Raw genomic sequence first — 18,171 nt, 5'->3', positions numbered from 1 at the left:
GGCGACAACCCCTAGGTGACCCCTAGGCACCGCACATCAGCGGTCCGGGCCCCTGACTTGCGTATTGTTCCCGATTGCCATTTCCGGGAAAGCATAGCGCAAACACTTTGTTTTCACTCTTTTCCCGCGGGCGAATTCCCCGAAAGGAATTCGCCCGCGGGAAAAGCGATTATCTGCCGAGCTCGTTGTTGATGAAAGCGAAGATCTCGTCGTCCGAGGCCTCGTCCAGCAGGTCGGCGACCGCCGCCTCCTCCTCGGTCTCCCCGGCTCCCGTCAACCTCGCCAGCGCGGCGTTCAGCCGGGCGGTGACCGAGCCGAGCACGTCCGGGTCGCCGGTCAGCCGCGCCAGGGTGGCGTCGAGCTGGTCCAGCTGCCCGAACAGGCTGTCCACGCCCGTGCCGTCCCCTGAACGCAGCTGCGCCAGGAGGTAGTCGGCCAGCACGGCGGGCTTCGGGTAGTCGAAGACCAGCGTGGCGGGCAACGTGAGCCCGGTGGCGGCCCGCAGCTGGTTGCGCAGGTCCACCGCGGTCAGCGAGTCGAATCCCAGCTCGCGGAACGCCCGGCCCGGTTCGATGGCTTCGAGGCCGCCGTACCCGAGCACCGACGCCGCTTCGGCACGCACCAGCTCCAGCACCGTCCTGACCTGCTCGGCCGGTTCCAGCGCGGCCAGCTTGTCGCGGAGGCCGGCCGAACTGTCTTCGTCCGCCACGGGATCGTCCTCGACGAGCTCGCGGACCTCGGGCAACCCGGTGAGCAGCGGGCTCGGCCGCCGCGTGGTGAACACCGGGGCGAACCGGCGCCAGTCCACGTCGGCGACGGTGACCGTGACGTCCTCCCGCGCCTGCTCCAACGCGGTCAGCGCGCGCTCCGGAGCCAGCGCCTGCAAGCCCCGCTTCGCCAGGCCCTCGCCTGCCTCGCCCTCGGCCATGCCCCCGCCCGCCCAGGGACCCCAGGCGACCGCGAGCCCCGGGAGCCCGTCGGCGCGCCGCTGCTCGATCAGGGCGTCGAGGAACGCGTTCGCGGCGGCGTAACCGCTCTGCCCGCCGCTGCCCCAGGTGGCCGCGATCGACGAGAACACGACGAAATCGGACAGCGACCGTTCCTTCGTGAGCTCGTGCAGGTTCACCGCGCCGTCGACCTTCGCGGAGATCACCGCCGCGAACTCCGCCTCGGTACAGTCCGGCAACGCCGTCGACTGCGCCAGCCCCGCGGCGTGCACGACGACCGAAAGGTCCGGCAGACCGTCGAGCAGGGCGGCCGTCGCCGCCCGGTCCGCGACGTCGCAGGCGGCCAGGGTGACTTCGGCTCCGAGGTCCCGCAGCTCGGCGGCCAGGTCCTCGGCGCCTGGGGACTCCGCGCCACGGCGGCTCACCAGGACCAGGTGCCCGGCGCCGCGCCGGGCCAGCAAGCGGGCGACGTGCCCGCCCAGCGCACCCGTGCCACCGGTCACCAACGCCGTACCGGAAACCGGCCAAGGACCGGGAACCGCCGGAGCGGCAGGCGTCAGCCGTCGGGCGAACACACCGTCGGGCCGCACCGCCACCTGGTCCTCGGTACCGTCGGCCAGCAGCCCGGGCAACGCGGTCAGCGCGTCGTCGCCCAGGTCGGCAGGCAAGTCGGCAGGCAGGTCGACGACGCCGCCCCACACCTCGGGCAGCTCCAGCGCCACGACCCGGCCGAGACCCCACACCTGGGCCTGTTCCGGCGCGTCCGGCCGGTCCGCCGGTCCGGTGGACACCGCGCCCCGGGTGACGGCCCACACCTTCCCGGCGCTCTCGGTGTCGGCCATCGCCTGTACCAGGGTCAGGGTGGCGATGGCGTCCAAAAAGGACAGAACCCCGTCCGGGTGGGACTCGGTGAGCCACGCGGCCCAGCCGTCACGACCGGTCACCCCGGAGACCAGCTCGGCGTCCAGTTCGGCGGCGAGCGCGGCGGCCGCAGGGTCGGCGGCCGCGCAGGCCACCACCCATCGGCCCACCGGCCTGCCGGAGGGAACGGATACCGGCGCCCAGCCGACGCGGTAACGCCAGCGCTGCGCCACCGAGGAATCCCGCTGCCCGCGCCGCCAGGCGGAGAGCGCCGGCAGCACGCTGCTCAGCGACTGGTCGCCGCCCGCGGCCGTCAGGCCGGTCAGCGAGCCGAGGTCACCGGTGTCCACCGCCGCCCAGAACTTCTCGTCCACCGCGTCCGCCGCGGCCTGACCGGGCTCGGCCGGGGAAACCCAGTACCGGTCCCGCCGGAACGGGTAGGTGGGCAGGTCGACCCGGTCGCCGTCGAGCAACGCCGGCCAGCTCACCGCCGCGCCGTGGGCGTAGACCGCCGCGACGGCCGTCACCGCGGTCCGCGCTTCCGGGCGGTCGCCACGCAGCACCGGCACGAACAGCGCGTCCTCCTCCGGCAGGCATCCCTGTGCCATCGCGGTCAGCACGCCGTCCGGCCCGAGCTCCACGAACTTCGTCACCCCGGCGGCGGCCAGCGTCGCCACCCCGTCGGCGAAACGCACGGCCTCGCGGACGTGCGAGACCCAGTACGCGGGTGTGGTCAGCGCGCCATCGAGCGAGCCGGTCACGTTGGACACCACCGGGATCTCGGGCTCGTGGAAAGTGATCGTGCCGAGCACGCGGCCGAACTCTTCGAGCATCGGTTCCATCAGCGAGGAGTGGAAGGCGTGACTCACCACCAGACGCTTGGTCTTGCGGCCCTGCCCGGCGAACTCACCGGCCACCGCGGAGACAGCGGCGTCGGCGCCGGAGAGCACCACGGAACGCGGGCCGTTGACCGCGGCGATGTCGACCGCAGCGCTGTCCTTCTCCAGCAGGTCTCGCACCTCGTCCTCGGTCGCCTCGACGGCGACCATCGCTCCCCCGCCGTCGGTCCCCGAGGGGAGCGCCTGCATCAGCCTGCCGCGCGCGGCCACCAGCTTGCAGGCGTCCGCCAGCGAGAACACGCCCGCCACATGGGCCGCGACGAGCTCCCCGACGGAATGCCCCAGCAGGTAGTCGGGCCGCAGCCCCCAGGACTCCAGCAGGCGGAAGAGCGCGGTTTCGAGGGCGAACAGGGCGGCCTGGGTGTACTCCGTCCTGTTCAGCGACTCGGGATCACTCAGCATCACTTCGAGCAGCGGCAGGTCCAGATACCGGTCGAATTCGGCGCAGATCTCGGCGAGTGCCTCGGCGAACACCGGGAACTCCGCGCTCAGCTCGCGGCCCATCCCCGGCCGCTGCGCGCCCTGCCCGGTGCACAGGAAGGCTGTCCGCCCGGTGGAGACCACCCCGCGGACGATCCCCGGCGCCGAGCCGCCTTCGGCCACGACGTCGAGCGCCCGCAGCAGTTCGGCACGGTCCCGGCCGGTCACCACGGCGCGATGGTCCATCGCGGACCGGCTGACGGCCAGCGAGTAAGCGACGTCCGGGATCCCGGGCGCACCGGACTCCACAAAGGACTTGAGCTCGGCGGCCCTTGTCCGCAGTGCCTGCTCGTCACGGGCGGAGAGCACCCACGGCACGGTGCTCGTCGGCACGGACGCCACCGAAGCCGGGACAGGCGGCGCCTGTTCGATAATGGTGTGCGCGTTGGTCCCGCTGATGCCGAACGACGAAACCGCCGCGCGCCGGGGACGCCCGTTGTCCGTCCACGGCCGGGGCTCGGTCAGCAGCGAGACCGCACCGGCCGACCAGTCCACCTGCGAGGTGGGCTCGTCCACGTGCAGCGTCTTCGGCAGCAGACCGTGCCGCAGGGCCATGACGATCTTGATGATCCCGGCGACGCCCGCCGCGGCCTGGGTGTGGCCGAGGTTGGACTTCACCGAACCGAGCCACAGCGGCTCCTCACGGTCCTGGCCATAGGTCGCCAGCAACGCCTGAGCCTCGATCGGGTCACCCAGCGCGGTCCCCGTACCGTGCGCCTCCACAGCGTCCACATCGGACGATCGCAACCCGGCACTGGCCAACGCCGCGCGAATCACCCGCTGCTGCGACGGACCATTCGGCGCGGTCAACCCGTTCGACGCGCCATCGGAGTTGATCGCGCTCCCCCGCACCACCGCCAAAACCGGGTGACCGTGGCGTTCGGCGTCCGACAGCCGCTCCACGAGCAGCATCCCGGCACCTTCGCCCCAGCCCGTACCGTCCGCGCCCTCGGCGAACGCCTTGCACCGGCCGTCGCCCGCGAGCCCGCCCTGCGCGGAGAACTCCACGAACGCGCCCGGCGTCGACATCACCGTGACCCCGCCGGCCAGCGCCAGCTCGCACTCGCCGGCGCGCAGGGCCTGCACGGCCCAGTGCAGCGCCACCAGCGACGACGAGCACGCCGTGTCGACGGTGACGGCCGGTCCTTCCAGCCCGAGCGCGTAGGCGACGCGGCCGGACATCACGCTGGCCGAGTTCCCGGTGCCGCGGTAGCCCTCGAGGTTCTCCTGGGCTTCGAGCACCAGCGTCAGGTAGTCCTGGCCGTTGGAGCCGACGAACACGCCGGTCCGGCTGCCCCGCACGGACTCCGGGTCGACCCCGGCCCGCTCGAAGGCTTCCCACGAGGTCTCCAGCACGAGCCGCTGCTGCGGGTCCATCGCCAGCGCCTCACGCGGGGAAATCCCGAAGAACGCCGGATCGAACTCACTGGCACCGTGCAGGAACGCGCCCTCCTTGGCGTCAGAGCCTCCGGATTCCCCGTCGCCCGGGTGGTGGAGCCGGTCCAGGTCCCAGCCGCGGTCGGCGGGGAAGCCGCCGACGGCGTCGCGGCCGTCGGCGATCAAGCTCCAGAACTCCTCCGGCGAGCGGACCCCGCCGGGGAAGCGGCAGCCGATGCCGACGATCGCGATCGGCTCGTCGGCCCGGCCGGTGAGCACGGCGGGTTCGGCCACGTCCGGGGTGTGGCCGACGAGTTCGGCGCACAGCCAGGCCGACAGCACCGACGGGGTCGGGTAGTCGAAGACGAGGCTGCTGGGCAGCGGCAGCCCGGTGGTGGCCTCCAGGGAGTTCCGCAGCTCCACCGCGGTCAGGGAGTCGAACCCGAGGTCGCGGAAGGCCCTGTCGGCGGCCACCGCGTCACGCCCGGGATACCCGAGCACCGCGGCGGCCTCGGCCCGCACGAGGTCCAGCAGCACGGCTTCCTGCCGCGGCCGGGGAAGTCCGGCGAGCTTGCCGCCGAGCATCCCCGACGCCGCTTCGGCCGGTTCTTTGTTCTCGGCGACCGCGGCCTCCGGAAGCTCGACCAGCAGCCGGGCGGCGCGAGTGCCGCTGAACAACGGCGCGAACCGGGTCCAGTCCACGTCGGCCACGATCACGGCGGGCCGCCCCGCGGCCACGCTGACCCCGAGTGCCCGCACGGCCAGCTCGGGTTCCATCCCCGGCAGGCCGAGCGCACCGAGCCCGGCGGCGACCCCGGCGGCCATGCCGTCACCCGCCCACGGGCCCCACGCGATGGCGGTGCCCGGCAGGCCGTCGGCGTGACGCTGCTCCATCAGCGCGTCGAGGTGTGCGTTCGCGGCGGCATACGCCGCCTGACCGGCACTGCCCACCGCACCGGCGAAGGCCGAGAAGACCACGAAGGCGTCCAGGTCACCGGTCAGGTCGTGCAGGATCCGCGCACCCTCCACTTTGGACTTCAGGACCGCGTCGACCCGTTCTGCCGTCAAGCCGTCCAGCATGCCGTCGTCGAGGACACCGGCGGTGTGCACCACGGTGGACACCGGATGTCCGCGCAGCAGACCGGCCACGGCCTCGCGGTCGGTGACGTCGCAGGCGGCGATGGTCACCTCGGCACCGAGCGCGCGGAGGTCGGCTTCCAGCGCCTCGCTCCCCGGGGCGCCGGGGCCACGGCGGCTGGTCAGCACGAGGTGCCGGGCACCGCCCTCGGCGGCCCAGCGGGCGACCCGCGCGCCCAGCGCGCCGGTCCCGCCGGTGACCAGCACGGTCCCGCTCGGCCGCCAGGTGGTCTCCACCGGATCGGCGGCCCGCACCAGCCGCCGGGCGAAGATCCCGGACTGCCGGACGGCGAGCTGGTCCTCGGCCCCGGCCAGCGCGCCGAGCACCAGGGCGTAGGTCCGGTCGTCGGCCTTGGCGGGCAGGTCGAGGAGACCACCCCACCGCGCCGGTTGTTCGAGCCCGGCCACCCGGCCGAGACCCCAGATCTGCGCCTGCGCGGGATCCGCGACACGGTCGGACGGCCCCGTCGACACCGCGCCGCGGGTGATCGCCCAGCAGGGCGCGGTGATCCCCGCGTCGTTCAGCGCCTGGAGGAACACCAAGGACGTGAGCATGCCTCCGCCCGCCAGGCCCAGCAGCGAGACCACGCCGGTCACCCCGTCGCCGGCCGCGCGGAGGCTGTCGGCGAGGGTTTCGCGATCGGCGTCGGCCAGGCCGAAGGGCACGGCATGCGCACCGAGCGCCGACAGCAGACCGCTGACGGCCTCGTCGTCCTGAAGTCCTTCGGGGAACGCCACCAGCCACCGGCCGGACGGCGGTCCGCCGGGTTGCGACACCGGCCGCCAGTCCGCCCGATACCGCCAGGAGTCCACAGTGGACTTCTCGTTGCCACGCCGTCGCCACGCGGACAACGCGGGCAGCACCGTGGCGAGTTCCTCTTCGCCGACCTGCAACGACGCGGCCACCGCTTCGGCGTCCTCGCGGTCCACCGCTTCCCAGAATCCCGGGTCGCCGTCGCCCTGGCCCGCCGGGGCGGGCGCGGCGACGGTCAGCCAATAGCGCTCCCGCTGGAACGCGTAGGTCGGCAGCTCCGGCCGGGCGCCGCCGACGACGCTGCTCCAGCGCACGCCCGCGCCCCGCACGTGGAGGCGGGCGAGCGCGGTCACCGCGGTGCGCACCTCGGGCCGGTCCCGGTGCAGCAGCGGGACGAAGTCCACCCCTGCGGCATCGGGCAGGCAGTCCCGCGCGGCCGCGCAGAGCGTGCTGTCCGGGCCGAGCTCCAGGAAGGTCGTGACCCCGAGGCCGTGCAGCATCCGGACGCCGTCGGCGAACCGGACGGCCCGGCGCACGTGCGCCAGCCAGTAAGCGGGCGAGGCGAGATCGTCGGTGACCGCGCCGGTCAGGTTCGACACCACGGGAATCCCCGCGGCACCGAACGTCAGGGTCTCCAGTACCGCGCGGAACTCCGGCAGCATCGGCTCCATCAGCGGGGAGTGGAACGCGTGACTGACCCGGAGGCGCCTGGTCCGGTGGCCCCGCCCGGCGAGCTCGCCCGCCACGCGCAGCACCACTTCTTCCGTGCCGGACAGCACCGCGGCACGGGGGCCGTTCAACGCGGCGATGCCGGCGTGCTCCTCGGCTCCGCTCAGCAGCGGCAGGATCTCTTCCTCGGCGGCCTCCACCGCCACCATCGCCCCGCCGGACGGCAGTGCCTGCATGAGCTTCCCGCGGGCGGCCACCAGTTTGCAGGCGTCCTCCAGCGACAGCACCCCGGACACGTGCGCGGCGGCGATCTCGCCGACGGAGTGCCCCATCAGGTAGTCCGGCCGCACTCCCCAGGACTCGGCGAGCCGGAACAGCGCGACCTCGACGGCGAACAGCGCCGCCTGGGCGTGCACGGTCTGGTCCAGCAGGTCGTCACCGGCGTACGTCACCTCGGCCACCGACCCGCCCAGCAGCTCGTCCAGCCGGGCGCAGACCAGCCCGAAGTGCTCGGCGAACACCGGGAACTCCGCGGCCAGTTCGCGGCCCATGCCCAGGCGCTGCGAACCCTGCCCGGTGAAGAGGAAGGCGACCTTGCCCTTGCCCTGCTCCCCGCGCACCACCCCGGCGGCGGACTCGCCCGCGGCCAGGACGTCGAGGGCTCGCGCGAGCTCGGCGCGGTCGGCGCCGAGCACCACCGACCGGTACGGCAGTGCCGACCGTCCGGTGGCCAGGACGTTGGCGACGTCCGCCGGCTCCGCCGATTCGTCCACAATGGAACGGAGTCGGGCCGCTTGCGCCCGCAGGGCAAGCTCACTCTTGGCGGAGAGAACCCACGGCACCACCGAGGGCGAGCGCGCGGGCTCCGGTGACGGCTCCGGCGGCGCCTGCTCCAGGATGACGTGCGCGTTCGTGCCGCTGATGCCGAACGAAGAAACCCCGGCGCGGCGCGGCGCGGCGTCGTCCGGCCAGTCGCGGGCTTCGGTGAGCAGCGAGACCGCGCCCGCCGACCAGTCGACCCGGGAGGTCGGCTCCGCGGCGTGCAGGGTCCTCGGGAGCGAACCGTGCCGCATCGCCATCACCATCTTGATGACACCCGCCACGCCCGCCGCGGCCTGCGTGTGGCCGAGGTTCGACTTCACCGAACCGAGCCACAACGGCTGATCCCGGTCCTGACCGTACGTCGCCAGCAATGCCTGAGCCTCGATCGGATCACCCAGCGCGGTACCCGTACCGTGCGCCTCCACAGCGTCCACATCGGACGGTTCCAGGCCCGCACTCGCCAACGCCTCGCGGATCACCCGCTGCTGCGAAGGACCATTCGGCGCTGTCAAACCATTCGACGCGCCATCGGAGTTGATCGCGCTCCCGCGCACCACGGCCAGCACCCGGTGACCGAGCCGCCGCGCGTCCGACAGCCGTTCCACGAGCAGCATCCCGGCGCCTTCACCCCAGCCCGTGCCGTCCGCGCCCTCGGCGAACGCCTTGCACCGGCCGTCGGCGGCCAGCCCGCCCTGCGCGCTGAACCCTTCGAACGCGGTGGACGTCGACATGATGGTCACCCCGCCGGCCAGCGCCAGCTCGCACTCCCCCTGCCTGAGCGCTTGCGCGGCCCAGTGCAGCGCGACCAGCGAAGACGAGCAGGCGGTGTCCACCGTGACCGCCGGACCCTCCAGCCCGAAGGAGTAGGCGACCCGGCCCGACACCACGCTCGGCGTGGTGCCGATCATCAGGTGTCCCTCGACGGCTTCCGGTAGATCGCCCGCCCCGGCGCCGTAACCCTGCGGTCCCGCGCCGACGAACACGCCGGTCCGGCTGCCCCTCAGCGTCGAGACGTCGATACCGGCGTGCTCGAACGCCTCCCAGGAGGTCTCCAGCAGGATCCGCTGCTGCGGGTCCATCGCCAGCGCCTCACGCGGGGAGATCCCGAAGAACTCGGCGTCGAACTCGGCCGCGTCGTGGATGAACCCGCCCTCGTGGGCGTAACCGGCGTCCGGCTGCCAGCCGCGATCGGCGGGGAAGGCGGAGATCGCGTCGCCGCCTTCGGCCAGCAGCGCCCACAGGTCCGACGGCGAGGTGACGCCGCCGGGGAACCGGCAGCCGATGCCCACGATGGCGATCGGCTCGTCGGTCACCGTGGCCGTCCTGCTCACCACGGCGGCGGCCGTGGTGTCGCCGGACAGTTCCGTGCGCAGGTACCCGGCCAGCGCCTCGGGTGTCGGGTAGTCGAACACGAGGGTCGCGGTGAGCTTGAGACCGGTCACCTCGGTCAGGCGGTTGCGCAGTTCGACGGCGGTGAGCGAGTCGAAACCCAGTTCGCGGAACGACGAACCGCTCGAAACGGCGTCAGGCCCGGCGTACCCGAGCACGGCGGCGGCCTCGGTGCGGACCAGGTCCAGCAGGAACTCCTGGCGAGCGGCTTCGGGCAGTGCCCGCAACCGGAGGGACAGCGCCGAGTCGGCCGGTTCGGCGACGGCGTCGACCTCGGTCACGGCGGCCAGCAGCGGACTGGGCCGGTGTGCGGTGAACACCGGGACGAACCGCGGCCAGTCGACGTCCGCGACGGTGACGGTGACCTCGTCGTGGTCGAGCGCGTGCCCGAGCGCCGCGGTGGCCAGTTCCGGGGCCAGCCCGGTCAGGCCGAGCCGGTGCAGCTGCGCACCGGCCTCGCCCGCGGCCATGCCGTCGCCAGCCCACGGGCCCCACGCCACCGAAGTGCCGCTGAGCCCCTGACCTCGACGCAATTCCACCAGCGCGTCGAGGTAGGCGTTGGCCGCGGCGTAACCGCTCTGCCCCGCGCTGCCCCAGGTGGCGGCGATCGAGGAGAAGACCACGAAGGCGTCCAGGTCCTCGGTGAGCTCGTGCAGGTGGCGGGCGCCTTCTACCTTGGCCGCCACCACCTCGGCGAACTCGGCGGGATCGGTGTCGGCCAGTGCGGTCAGCTGCGGCACTCCCGCCGCGTGCACGACCGCCCGCACCGGGGCGCCGTCGTCGGCGAGCCGCCGCAGGAGCCCTTCCACCGCCGCGCGGTCCGTGACGTCGCAGGCGACCAAGGTGACCGCACTGCCGAGCGCGCGAAGTTCGTCGGCGAGCTCAGTCGCGCCTCCGGCTTGCGCGCCGCGACGTCCGCAGAGCACCAGGTGCTCGGCGCCGCGGCCGGCGAGCCACCGGGCGACTTGAGCGCCGAGCGCGCCGGTGCCGCCCGTGAGCAGCACGGTGCCCGTCGGCCGCCAGGCCGTCGTCTCCTCGCCGGACGGCGCCGCGCGGACGAGCCTGCGGGTGAAGATTCCCGACGGCCGGACCGCGACCTGGTCTTCGGTCCCGCCGAGCAACGACATCGCCTCGGCGGCCAGCGGGCCCCCGTCGGCGGGGAGGTCGATGATCCCGCCCCAGGTCGCGGGGAGTTCGAGCGCGGCGACCCTGGCGATGCCCCACAGCTGCGCGGCGACCGGGTCGGGCGGCCCGTCGGCCGCGGACACCGAGACCGCGCCCCGGGTGACCGCCCAGATCCGGGTGTCGAGCCCCGACAGTGCCTGGAAAAGCACCAGAGATCCGGCGACACCCCAGTCGGCGAGGCCGAGCAGGGACACCACGCCGTCCGGGGCGTGTTCGCCCAGCACGCCCGCGAGGGTTTCGCGGTCGAGGTCGGCCGGGGTCAGGCAAAGCGTCCGGGCACCGGGCAAAGCGGCCACGACGGCCAGCGCTGTCTCCGCTGTCTCGTACCCGCTGGGCAGCACCACCAGCCAGGAGCCGGACGGGATGCTTTCCTTGCTGGACAAAGGTTCCCAGGAGATCCGGTAGCGCCAGTCGGCGGTCTCGGCGAGCTCGGACCGGCGGCGGTGCCAAGCCGAAAGCGAAGGCAGCAGCGAACGCAGCGGCTCACGGTCCTCGCCGTGGACCTGGAGGGTCGCGGCCAGCGAATCGAGGTCGGCCCGCTCCACCGCCGCCCAGAACCGGGCGTCGACGGGCTCACCCGCGTGGCCCTCCTGGGCCGGGGTGTCGAGCCAGAACCGCTCCCGCTGGAAGGCGTAGGTCGGGAGATCCGCGAGGCTCGCGCCGGGGTAGAGCGCGGCCCAGTCCGGTGCCCGCCCGCGAACGTGCAGCCCGGCGAGCGCGGCGAACAGCGAGTTCTCCTCGGGCCGGTCCTTGCGCAGCACCGGCAGGTAAGCGACGTCCGGCAGGGTTTCCTGGGCCATCGCGGACAGCACGCCGTCCGGTCCCAGTTCGACCACGGTCGAGATGCCCCGGGCCCGCAGCACGGCGACCCCGTCGGCGAACCGCACGGCCCGGCGGACGTGGGCGAGCCAGTATTCGGCGTCCGGCGCGGTCACCGGTTCGCCCGTCACGTTGGATACCAAGGGAATGACGGGCTCACCGAAGCGCAGCCCTCGAAGCACTTCGGCGAACCCGTCGAGCATCGGTTCCATCAACGGCGAGTGGAAGGCATGGCTCACCCGCAGGCGCCGGGTCTTGCGCCCGGTCGCCGCGAGCCGCGCGGCCACGGCGTCGACGGCGGCTTCGGTGCCGGAGACCACAGTGGACCGCGGGCCGTTGAGCGCGGCGATGCCCACCTCATCGGTGAGCAGGGCGAGCACCTCGGCTTCGGTGGCCTCGAGTGCCGCCATCGCGCCCCCGGCGGGAAGTGCCTGCATCAGCCTGCCGCGCGCGGCCACCAGCTCGCAGGCGTCCGCGAGCGACAACACCCCGGACACGTGCGCGGCGGCGATCTCACCGACCGAGTGGCCGAGCAGGACGTCCGGCCGGATGCCGAAGGACTCGGTGAGGCGGAACAGCGCGACCTCGACGGCGAACAGGGCGACCTGGGTGTAGGCGGTCCGGTCGAGCAGATCCGCTTCCGGCGTCCCGGCGGCGGCGAAGACCACTTCACGCAGCGGGCTGTCGAGCAGACCGTCGACGTTCTCGCACACCTCGTCGAAGGCCTTCGCGAAGACAGGGAAACGCTGGTACAGCTCACGACCCATGCCTGGCCGCTGCGCGCCCTGGCCGGTGAAGAGGAAGGCCACCCCGCCCGGTACGGCCGAGCCTCGGATCACCTGCGCCGACGACGTGGCCTCCGCGAGCGCGGTCAGACCGGCCAGCAGTTCGTCACGGTCGGCGCCGAGGACCACGGCCCGCTCGTCCAGCGCCGACCGGGTCACGGCCAGTGAATACGCGGTATCCACGAGGTTTTCCGCGCCGGCCACGGTCTCGCGGAGCCTGCTCGCCTGCGCCCGCAGGCCGTCCGGTGTCTTGCCGGACAGCGGCAGGGCGACGAGGCCCGGCTGCTCCGGCGCGGCCTCGGCCGGGGTCTCGGCGGGCGCCTGTTCGAGCACGGTGTGCGCGTTGGTGCCGCTCAGCCCGAACGAGGAGACCCCGGCCCGGCGCGGACGGCCGGTTTCGGGCCAGTCCCGCGTCCGGTCCACCACGGAAACCCGGCCCGCCGACCAGTCGACGTGCGGACTGGGCCCGTCGAAATGCAGCGTGCCCGGCAAGGTGCCGTGCCGCAGGGCGAGCACCGTCTTGATCACGCCCGCCACCCCGGCCGCCGCCTGGGTGTGGCCGATGTTGGACTTCACCGCGCCGAGCCACAACGGCTCCTCGCGGTCCTGCCCGTAGGTGGCGAGCAGCGCCTGCGCTTCGATCGGGTCGCCGAGTTCGGTGCCGGTGCCGTGGGTCTCGACAACGTCCACTTCGGACGGTCGCAGCCCGGAGTTCGCCAGCGCGGCGCGGATCACGCGCTGCTGCGAGGGCCCGTTGGGCGCGGTGAACCCGTTCGAGGCGCCGTCGGAGTTGATCGCGCTGCCGCGGACGACGGCCAGGATCCGGCGGCCGTGGCGGCGCGCGTCGGACAGCCGCTCCACCAAGAGCATGCCTGCGCCTTCGCCCCAGCCGGTGCCGTCGGCGCCGGCCGCGAAGGGCTTGCAGCGGCCGTCCGCGGCGAGTCCGCCCTGGGCGGTGAACTCGGCGAAGGCGCTCGGTGTCGACATCACCGTCACGCCGCCGACCAGCGCCATCTCGCACTCGCCGCCACGCAGTGCCTGCGTCGCGAGGTGCAGCGCCACGAGCGACGACGAGCAGGCGGTGTCGACGGTGACCGCCGGGCCCTCCAGCCCGAAGGTGTAAGCCACCCGGCCGGACAGCACGCTGGCCGAGTTGCCGGTGCCCAGGTATCCCTCGGTCTCCGCGCCGCCCTGGTCCACCAGCGCGACGTAGTCCTGGCCGTTGGTGCCCGCGAACACGCCGATCCGCTTGCCACGGACCGAATCCGGTGCGATGCGGGCGCGCTCGAAGGCCTCCCACGAGGTCTCCAGCAGCAATCGCTGCTGGGGGTCCATCGCCAGCGCCTCACGCGGCGAGATCCCGAAGAAGCGGGGCTCGAACCCGGCGACGTCATCGAGGAACGCACCGGTCCCTGTCGCGAGCCAGCCGCGGTCCGTGGGGAAGCCGGTCATCGCGTCGCGGCCGTCGACGAGCAGCTGCCAGAAGTCCTCCGGCGTCGCGACCCCGCCGGGGAAGCGGCAGGCCATCGCGACGATCGCGATGGGCTCGTCGGTGACGGCGGGGGCGGTGACCGCCGCCGGTGTTTCCGCCTCGGCGCCGAGAAGTCCCGCCAGCAGATGCGCGGCGAGCGCGGCCGGGGTCGGATAGTCGAAAACCAGGCTGCTGGGCAGTTTCAACCCGGTCGCGGCGGCGATCCGGTTGCGCAGCTCGATCGCGGTCAGCGAGTCGAAACCGAGCTCCCGGAAGGCACTGCCCGAGTCCACCAGCGCCGGGTCGGGATACCCGAGTACCGCGGCGGCTTCGGTGCGGACGGTGGCGAGCAGGACACGCTCCCGCTCGGCCGGGTCGAGACCGGCGACGCGGGCGGCCAGCCCGGTGAGCCGGGGTCCGGTCCCCGCGGGCACCGGCGCGAGTTCGGCCAGCAAGGGACTGGGCCTGCCGGAGCGGAACGCGGGCGCGAACCTGTCCCAGTCCACGTCGGCCACGACGGTGATCGCCCTGGCGCTGCCCACGGCCCGGCCGAGCGCTTCGAGCGCGACGTCCGGACCCATCGCGGGCAGGCCCAGCGCGTCGAGGCCGCCTGCCGCGCGGGCGGCCATGCCGTCCCCGGCCCACGGGCCCCAAGCGATCGCGGTGGCGGGCAGGCCGTCGGCACGCCGCTGCTCGGCGAGGGCGTCGAGCACGGCGTTCGCGCCCGCGTAGTTGCCCTGGCCCGCGCTGCCGATCGTGCCCGCGAAGGCGGAGAACAGGACGAACGCGTCGAGGTCGAGATCGCGGGTGAGTTCGTGCAGGTGGACAGCGGCGCCGGCCTTGCCGGGCAGCACGGCGGCGAGGCGGTCGGCGGTCAGGCCGTCGAGCACGCCGTCGTCGAGGATCCCGGCGGTGTGGACGACCGCGGTCAGCGGCCCTGCTGCGGCGACGAGTTCCGCCACCGCTGCCCGGTCGGCGACGTCGCAGGCAAGGATCGTGACCTCGGCGCCCAGCGCGCGAAGGTCCGCCGCCAGCTCGGCGGCGCCCGGAGCGTCCGGCCCCCGTCGCCCGGCGAGCACGAGCCTGTCGGCTCCGGCGGCCGCGGCCCAGCGGGCCACCCGCGAGCCGAGCGCGCCCGTGCCGCCGGTGATCAGGACCGTGCCACGGGGCTGCCACGACCGGTCGGTGCCTGTGGTCGCGGCGGCTCTGGTCAGCCTGCGGGCGAACACACCCGACGGCCGGATCGCGAGCTGGTCTTCGGTGCCGCCCAGTACGGCCAGTGTGTGCCGCAGCGTCTGTTCGTCGTCCTCGGCGGGCAGGTCGAGCAGCCCGCCCCAGCGGTCAGGATGTTCCAGCGCGGCCACGCGGCCGAGGCCCCAGAGCTGAGCCTCTTCCGGCCGGGCCACCCTGTCGGCCGGTTCGACGGACACCGCCTGCCGGGTGGCCGCCCAGAGCGGCGCTTCGAGTCCGGCGTCCCCGAGTGCCTGCAGGAGCACCAAGGTGCCCGCACCGTCCATTCTGGACAGTACGCCGGTGAACCCGGTCAGATCCGCGAGGCGGGTGGCCAGTTCCGCGCGGTCCGGGGTGCCGGTGAGGACCAGTACCTGGGCGCGGTCGCCGAACGCCTCCAGCAGCCGCGTGTCCTGGTGCGACTCGGGCAGCACCACCAGCCAGCGGCCGTCGGGATCGGCGGTGCCCGTGGGGGTCAGCGGCCGCCAATCGACCTGATACGCCCAGGAGTCCGCCTCCGCTTCCTGCCGACGGCGGTGCCGCCACGCCGCCAGCGCGGGCAGCGCGGCTCGCAATGGCTGATCGGCGTCTACGGAGAAGGTGGTGGCGATCGATTCGACGTCGTCGCGTTCGACGGCCGCCCAGAACTCCGCGTCGAGCGGGTCGGCGACGGCCTCGGTGATCGCCGGGTCGAACCAGTACCGCTCGTGCTGGAAGGCATAGGTGGGCAGCTCGACGCAGTTCCCGCTGACCAGCGCGGTCCAGTCCACCTCGGTGCCCCGGGTGTGGAGCGCGCCCAAAGCGGTGATCGCGGTGCGGACCTCGGGCCGGTCGGCTCGCAGGATCGGCGCGAACAGGGCGTCCGTGTCGGGCAGGCAGCCTTGCGCCAGACCGCTCAGCACCCCATCGGGACCCAGTTCGAGGAAGGAGGTGACGCCTTGTGCGGCCAACGTTCTCACGCCGTCGGCGAAACGCACGGCCTGACGCACATGATCCAGCCAGTACTGCGGTGACGCCAAGTCTGCGGCGAGTTCACCGGACACAGTGGACACGAGGGGAATCACCGGTGCGTTGAACGTGATCCCGGTGAGGACTTCAGCGAACTCGGCGAGCATCGGCTCCATCAACGGCGAGTGGAACGCATGGCTCACCTCAAGCTGCTTCGTCTTACGCCCCTTGGCAGCGAACTCTTCAGCAAGAGCGACAACCGCAGACTCGACACCCGAAATCACCACCGAGTTCGGACCGTTCACCGCAGCGATCCCGAACTCAGCCGTCGGCACGAACTCGTCCTCGGTCGCCTCGATCGCGACCATCACACCACCAGCAGGCAACGCCTGCATCAACCGACCACGAGCCGACACCAGTCTGCCCGCGTCCTCCAGAGAGAACACCCCAGCGACATGCGCGGCAGCGATCTCACCGATCGAGTGGCCCATCAAGAAATCAGGGCGCACACCCCACGACTCAACAAGTCGATACAGCGCAACCTCAAGCGCGAACAACGCAGGCTGCGCGAACTCAGTCCGGCCAAGATCACCCAACGACGGCAGAAACTCGCACGCCGCATCAAAAGCGGCCGCGAAAACAGGAAACTCGGCATACAGCTCCGCACCCATACCGACGCGCTGCGAACCCTGACCCGCGAACAGGAACGCCGACCGGCCACGGGAAACAGCACCGGTGACGACGTCGGCCGAGGAGGTCCCTGCGGCCAGCGCGGTCAACCCGGCCGTCAGGTCGTCCCCGAGCACCACGGCGCGGTGCTCCAGCGCCGTGCGGGTCGTCACCAGCGAGAAGGCCACGTCGACAGGGTCCACCCCACTGTCCACAACAGACAGCAGCCGGTCGGCCTGCGCCCGCAGGGCGGCCGGGGTCTTGCCGGACAACACGAACGGCACCACCGACGGCGCGGCGGGCTCGACCCGCTCGACATCGTCGGCAGGGGCCTGTTCCAGTACCGCGTGCGCGTTGGTCCCGCTGAAGCCGAAGGACGAGACCCCCGCCCGCCGCGGGCGCCCGGTTTCCGGCCAGGACTTGGCTTCGGTGAGCAGTTCCACCGAACCCGCCGTCCAGTCCACCCGCGACGACGGCGTGTCGGTGTGCAGCGACTTCGGCAGCACGCCGTGCCGCATCGCCATGACCATCTTGATCACTCCGGCCACCCCGGCGGCGGCCTGGGTGTGCCCGAGGTTCGACTTCACCGCCCCCAGCCACAACGGCCGCTCGCGATCCTGGCCGTACGTCGCCAACAAGGCCTGCGCCTCGATCGGGTCACCCAGCGCGGTGCCCGTGCCGTGCGCCTCCACGACGTCCACTTCGGACGGTGTGAGCGCGGCGTTGGCCAGCGCGGCCCGGATCACGCGACGCTGCGAAGGCCCGTTCGGCGCGGTCAGCCCGTTGGAAGCGCCGTCCTGGTTCACCGCGGATCCCCGCACCACGGCCAGGACCCGGTGTCCCGCGCGGCGGGCGTCCGACAAGCGCTCCACCAGGAGCACGCCGGCACCCTCGCCCCAGCCGGTGCCATCGGCGGCGTCGGCGAAGGGTTTGCACCGGCCGTCCACCGCGAGGCCACGCTGGCGGCTGAAGTCCAGGAACGCCGCCGGGGTGGACATGATGGTGACTCCGGCGGCCAGCGCCAGGTCGCATTCGCCGTTGCGCAGCGCCTGCACCGCGAGGTGCAGGGCCACCAGCGAGGAGGAGCAGGCGGTGTCGACGGTGACCGCCGGACCTTCCAGCCCGAAGGTGTAGGCCACCCGGCCGGACAGCACCGCGGCCGCGTTCCCGGTGCCGAGGAAGCCTTCCAGCTCGTCCGGGCCGTTCTCCAGCAACGAGACGTAGTCCTGGTTGTTGGTGCCGGCGAACACGCCGGTCCGGGTGCCCTTCACCGCGGGCAGGGCGATGCCGGCCCGTTCGAAGGCCTCCCACGAGGTCTCCAGCAGCAGCCGCTGCTGCGGGTCCATCGCGAGCGCCTCACGCGGGGAAATGCCGAACAGTCCGGGGTCGAACTGTCCGGCGTCGTGGACGAACGCGCCTTCGCGGGCGTAGCTGGTGCCCGCGTGGTCGGGGTCCGGGTGGTACAGCTCGTCCAGCTTCCAGCCTCGGTCGGTGGGGAAGCCGCCGACCGCGTCGGCCCCGTCGGCGAGCAGCCGCCAGAGGTCCTCCGGCGAAGCGACCCCGCCGGGGTACCGGCAGGCCATGCCCACGATGGCGATCGGCTCCCGCGCGGCGTCCAGCAGGCGTTGGTTCTGTTCGCGCAGCCTGCCGGTCTCCTTGAGCGACGCCCTCAGCGCATCGACGACTTTTTCGGAAGGCGTACCCATCATCATCCCCATCTGGCTGTGTC

The 18,171-nt window shown here is 73.0% G+C and carries 1 protein-coding gene; it reads right to left on the bottom strand.

Features of this window, described 5'->3' with window-relative positions:
- Positions 1 to 169: 169 nt before the first annotated feature.
- Positions 170 to 18,148: a type I polyketide synthase gene (locus ACFOSH_RS39065; protein WP_378245944.1), complete on the bottom strand. Its 17,979-nt coding sequence runs from the start codon at positions 18,146 to 18,148 to the stop codon at positions 170 to 172.
- Positions 18,149 to 18,171: the final 23 nt, after the last annotated feature.

This window comes from Amycolatopsis speibonae, from assembly GCF_042647925.1.
GTDB lineage: Bacteria > Actinomycetota > Actinomycetes > Mycobacteriales > Pseudonocardiaceae > Amycolatopsis > Amycolatopsis speibonae.
The sequence above is the reverse complement of the archived record's forward strand: the minus strand, read 5'-3'. Positions and strand labels throughout refer to the sequence as shown.

Excerpts from the sequence above, each read along its gene's own strand:
- ACFOSH_RS39065 (WP_378245944.1), bottom strand. The coding sequence starts at position 18,148 with ATGGGTACGCCTTCCGAAAAAGTCGTCGATGCGCTGAGGGCGTCGCTC.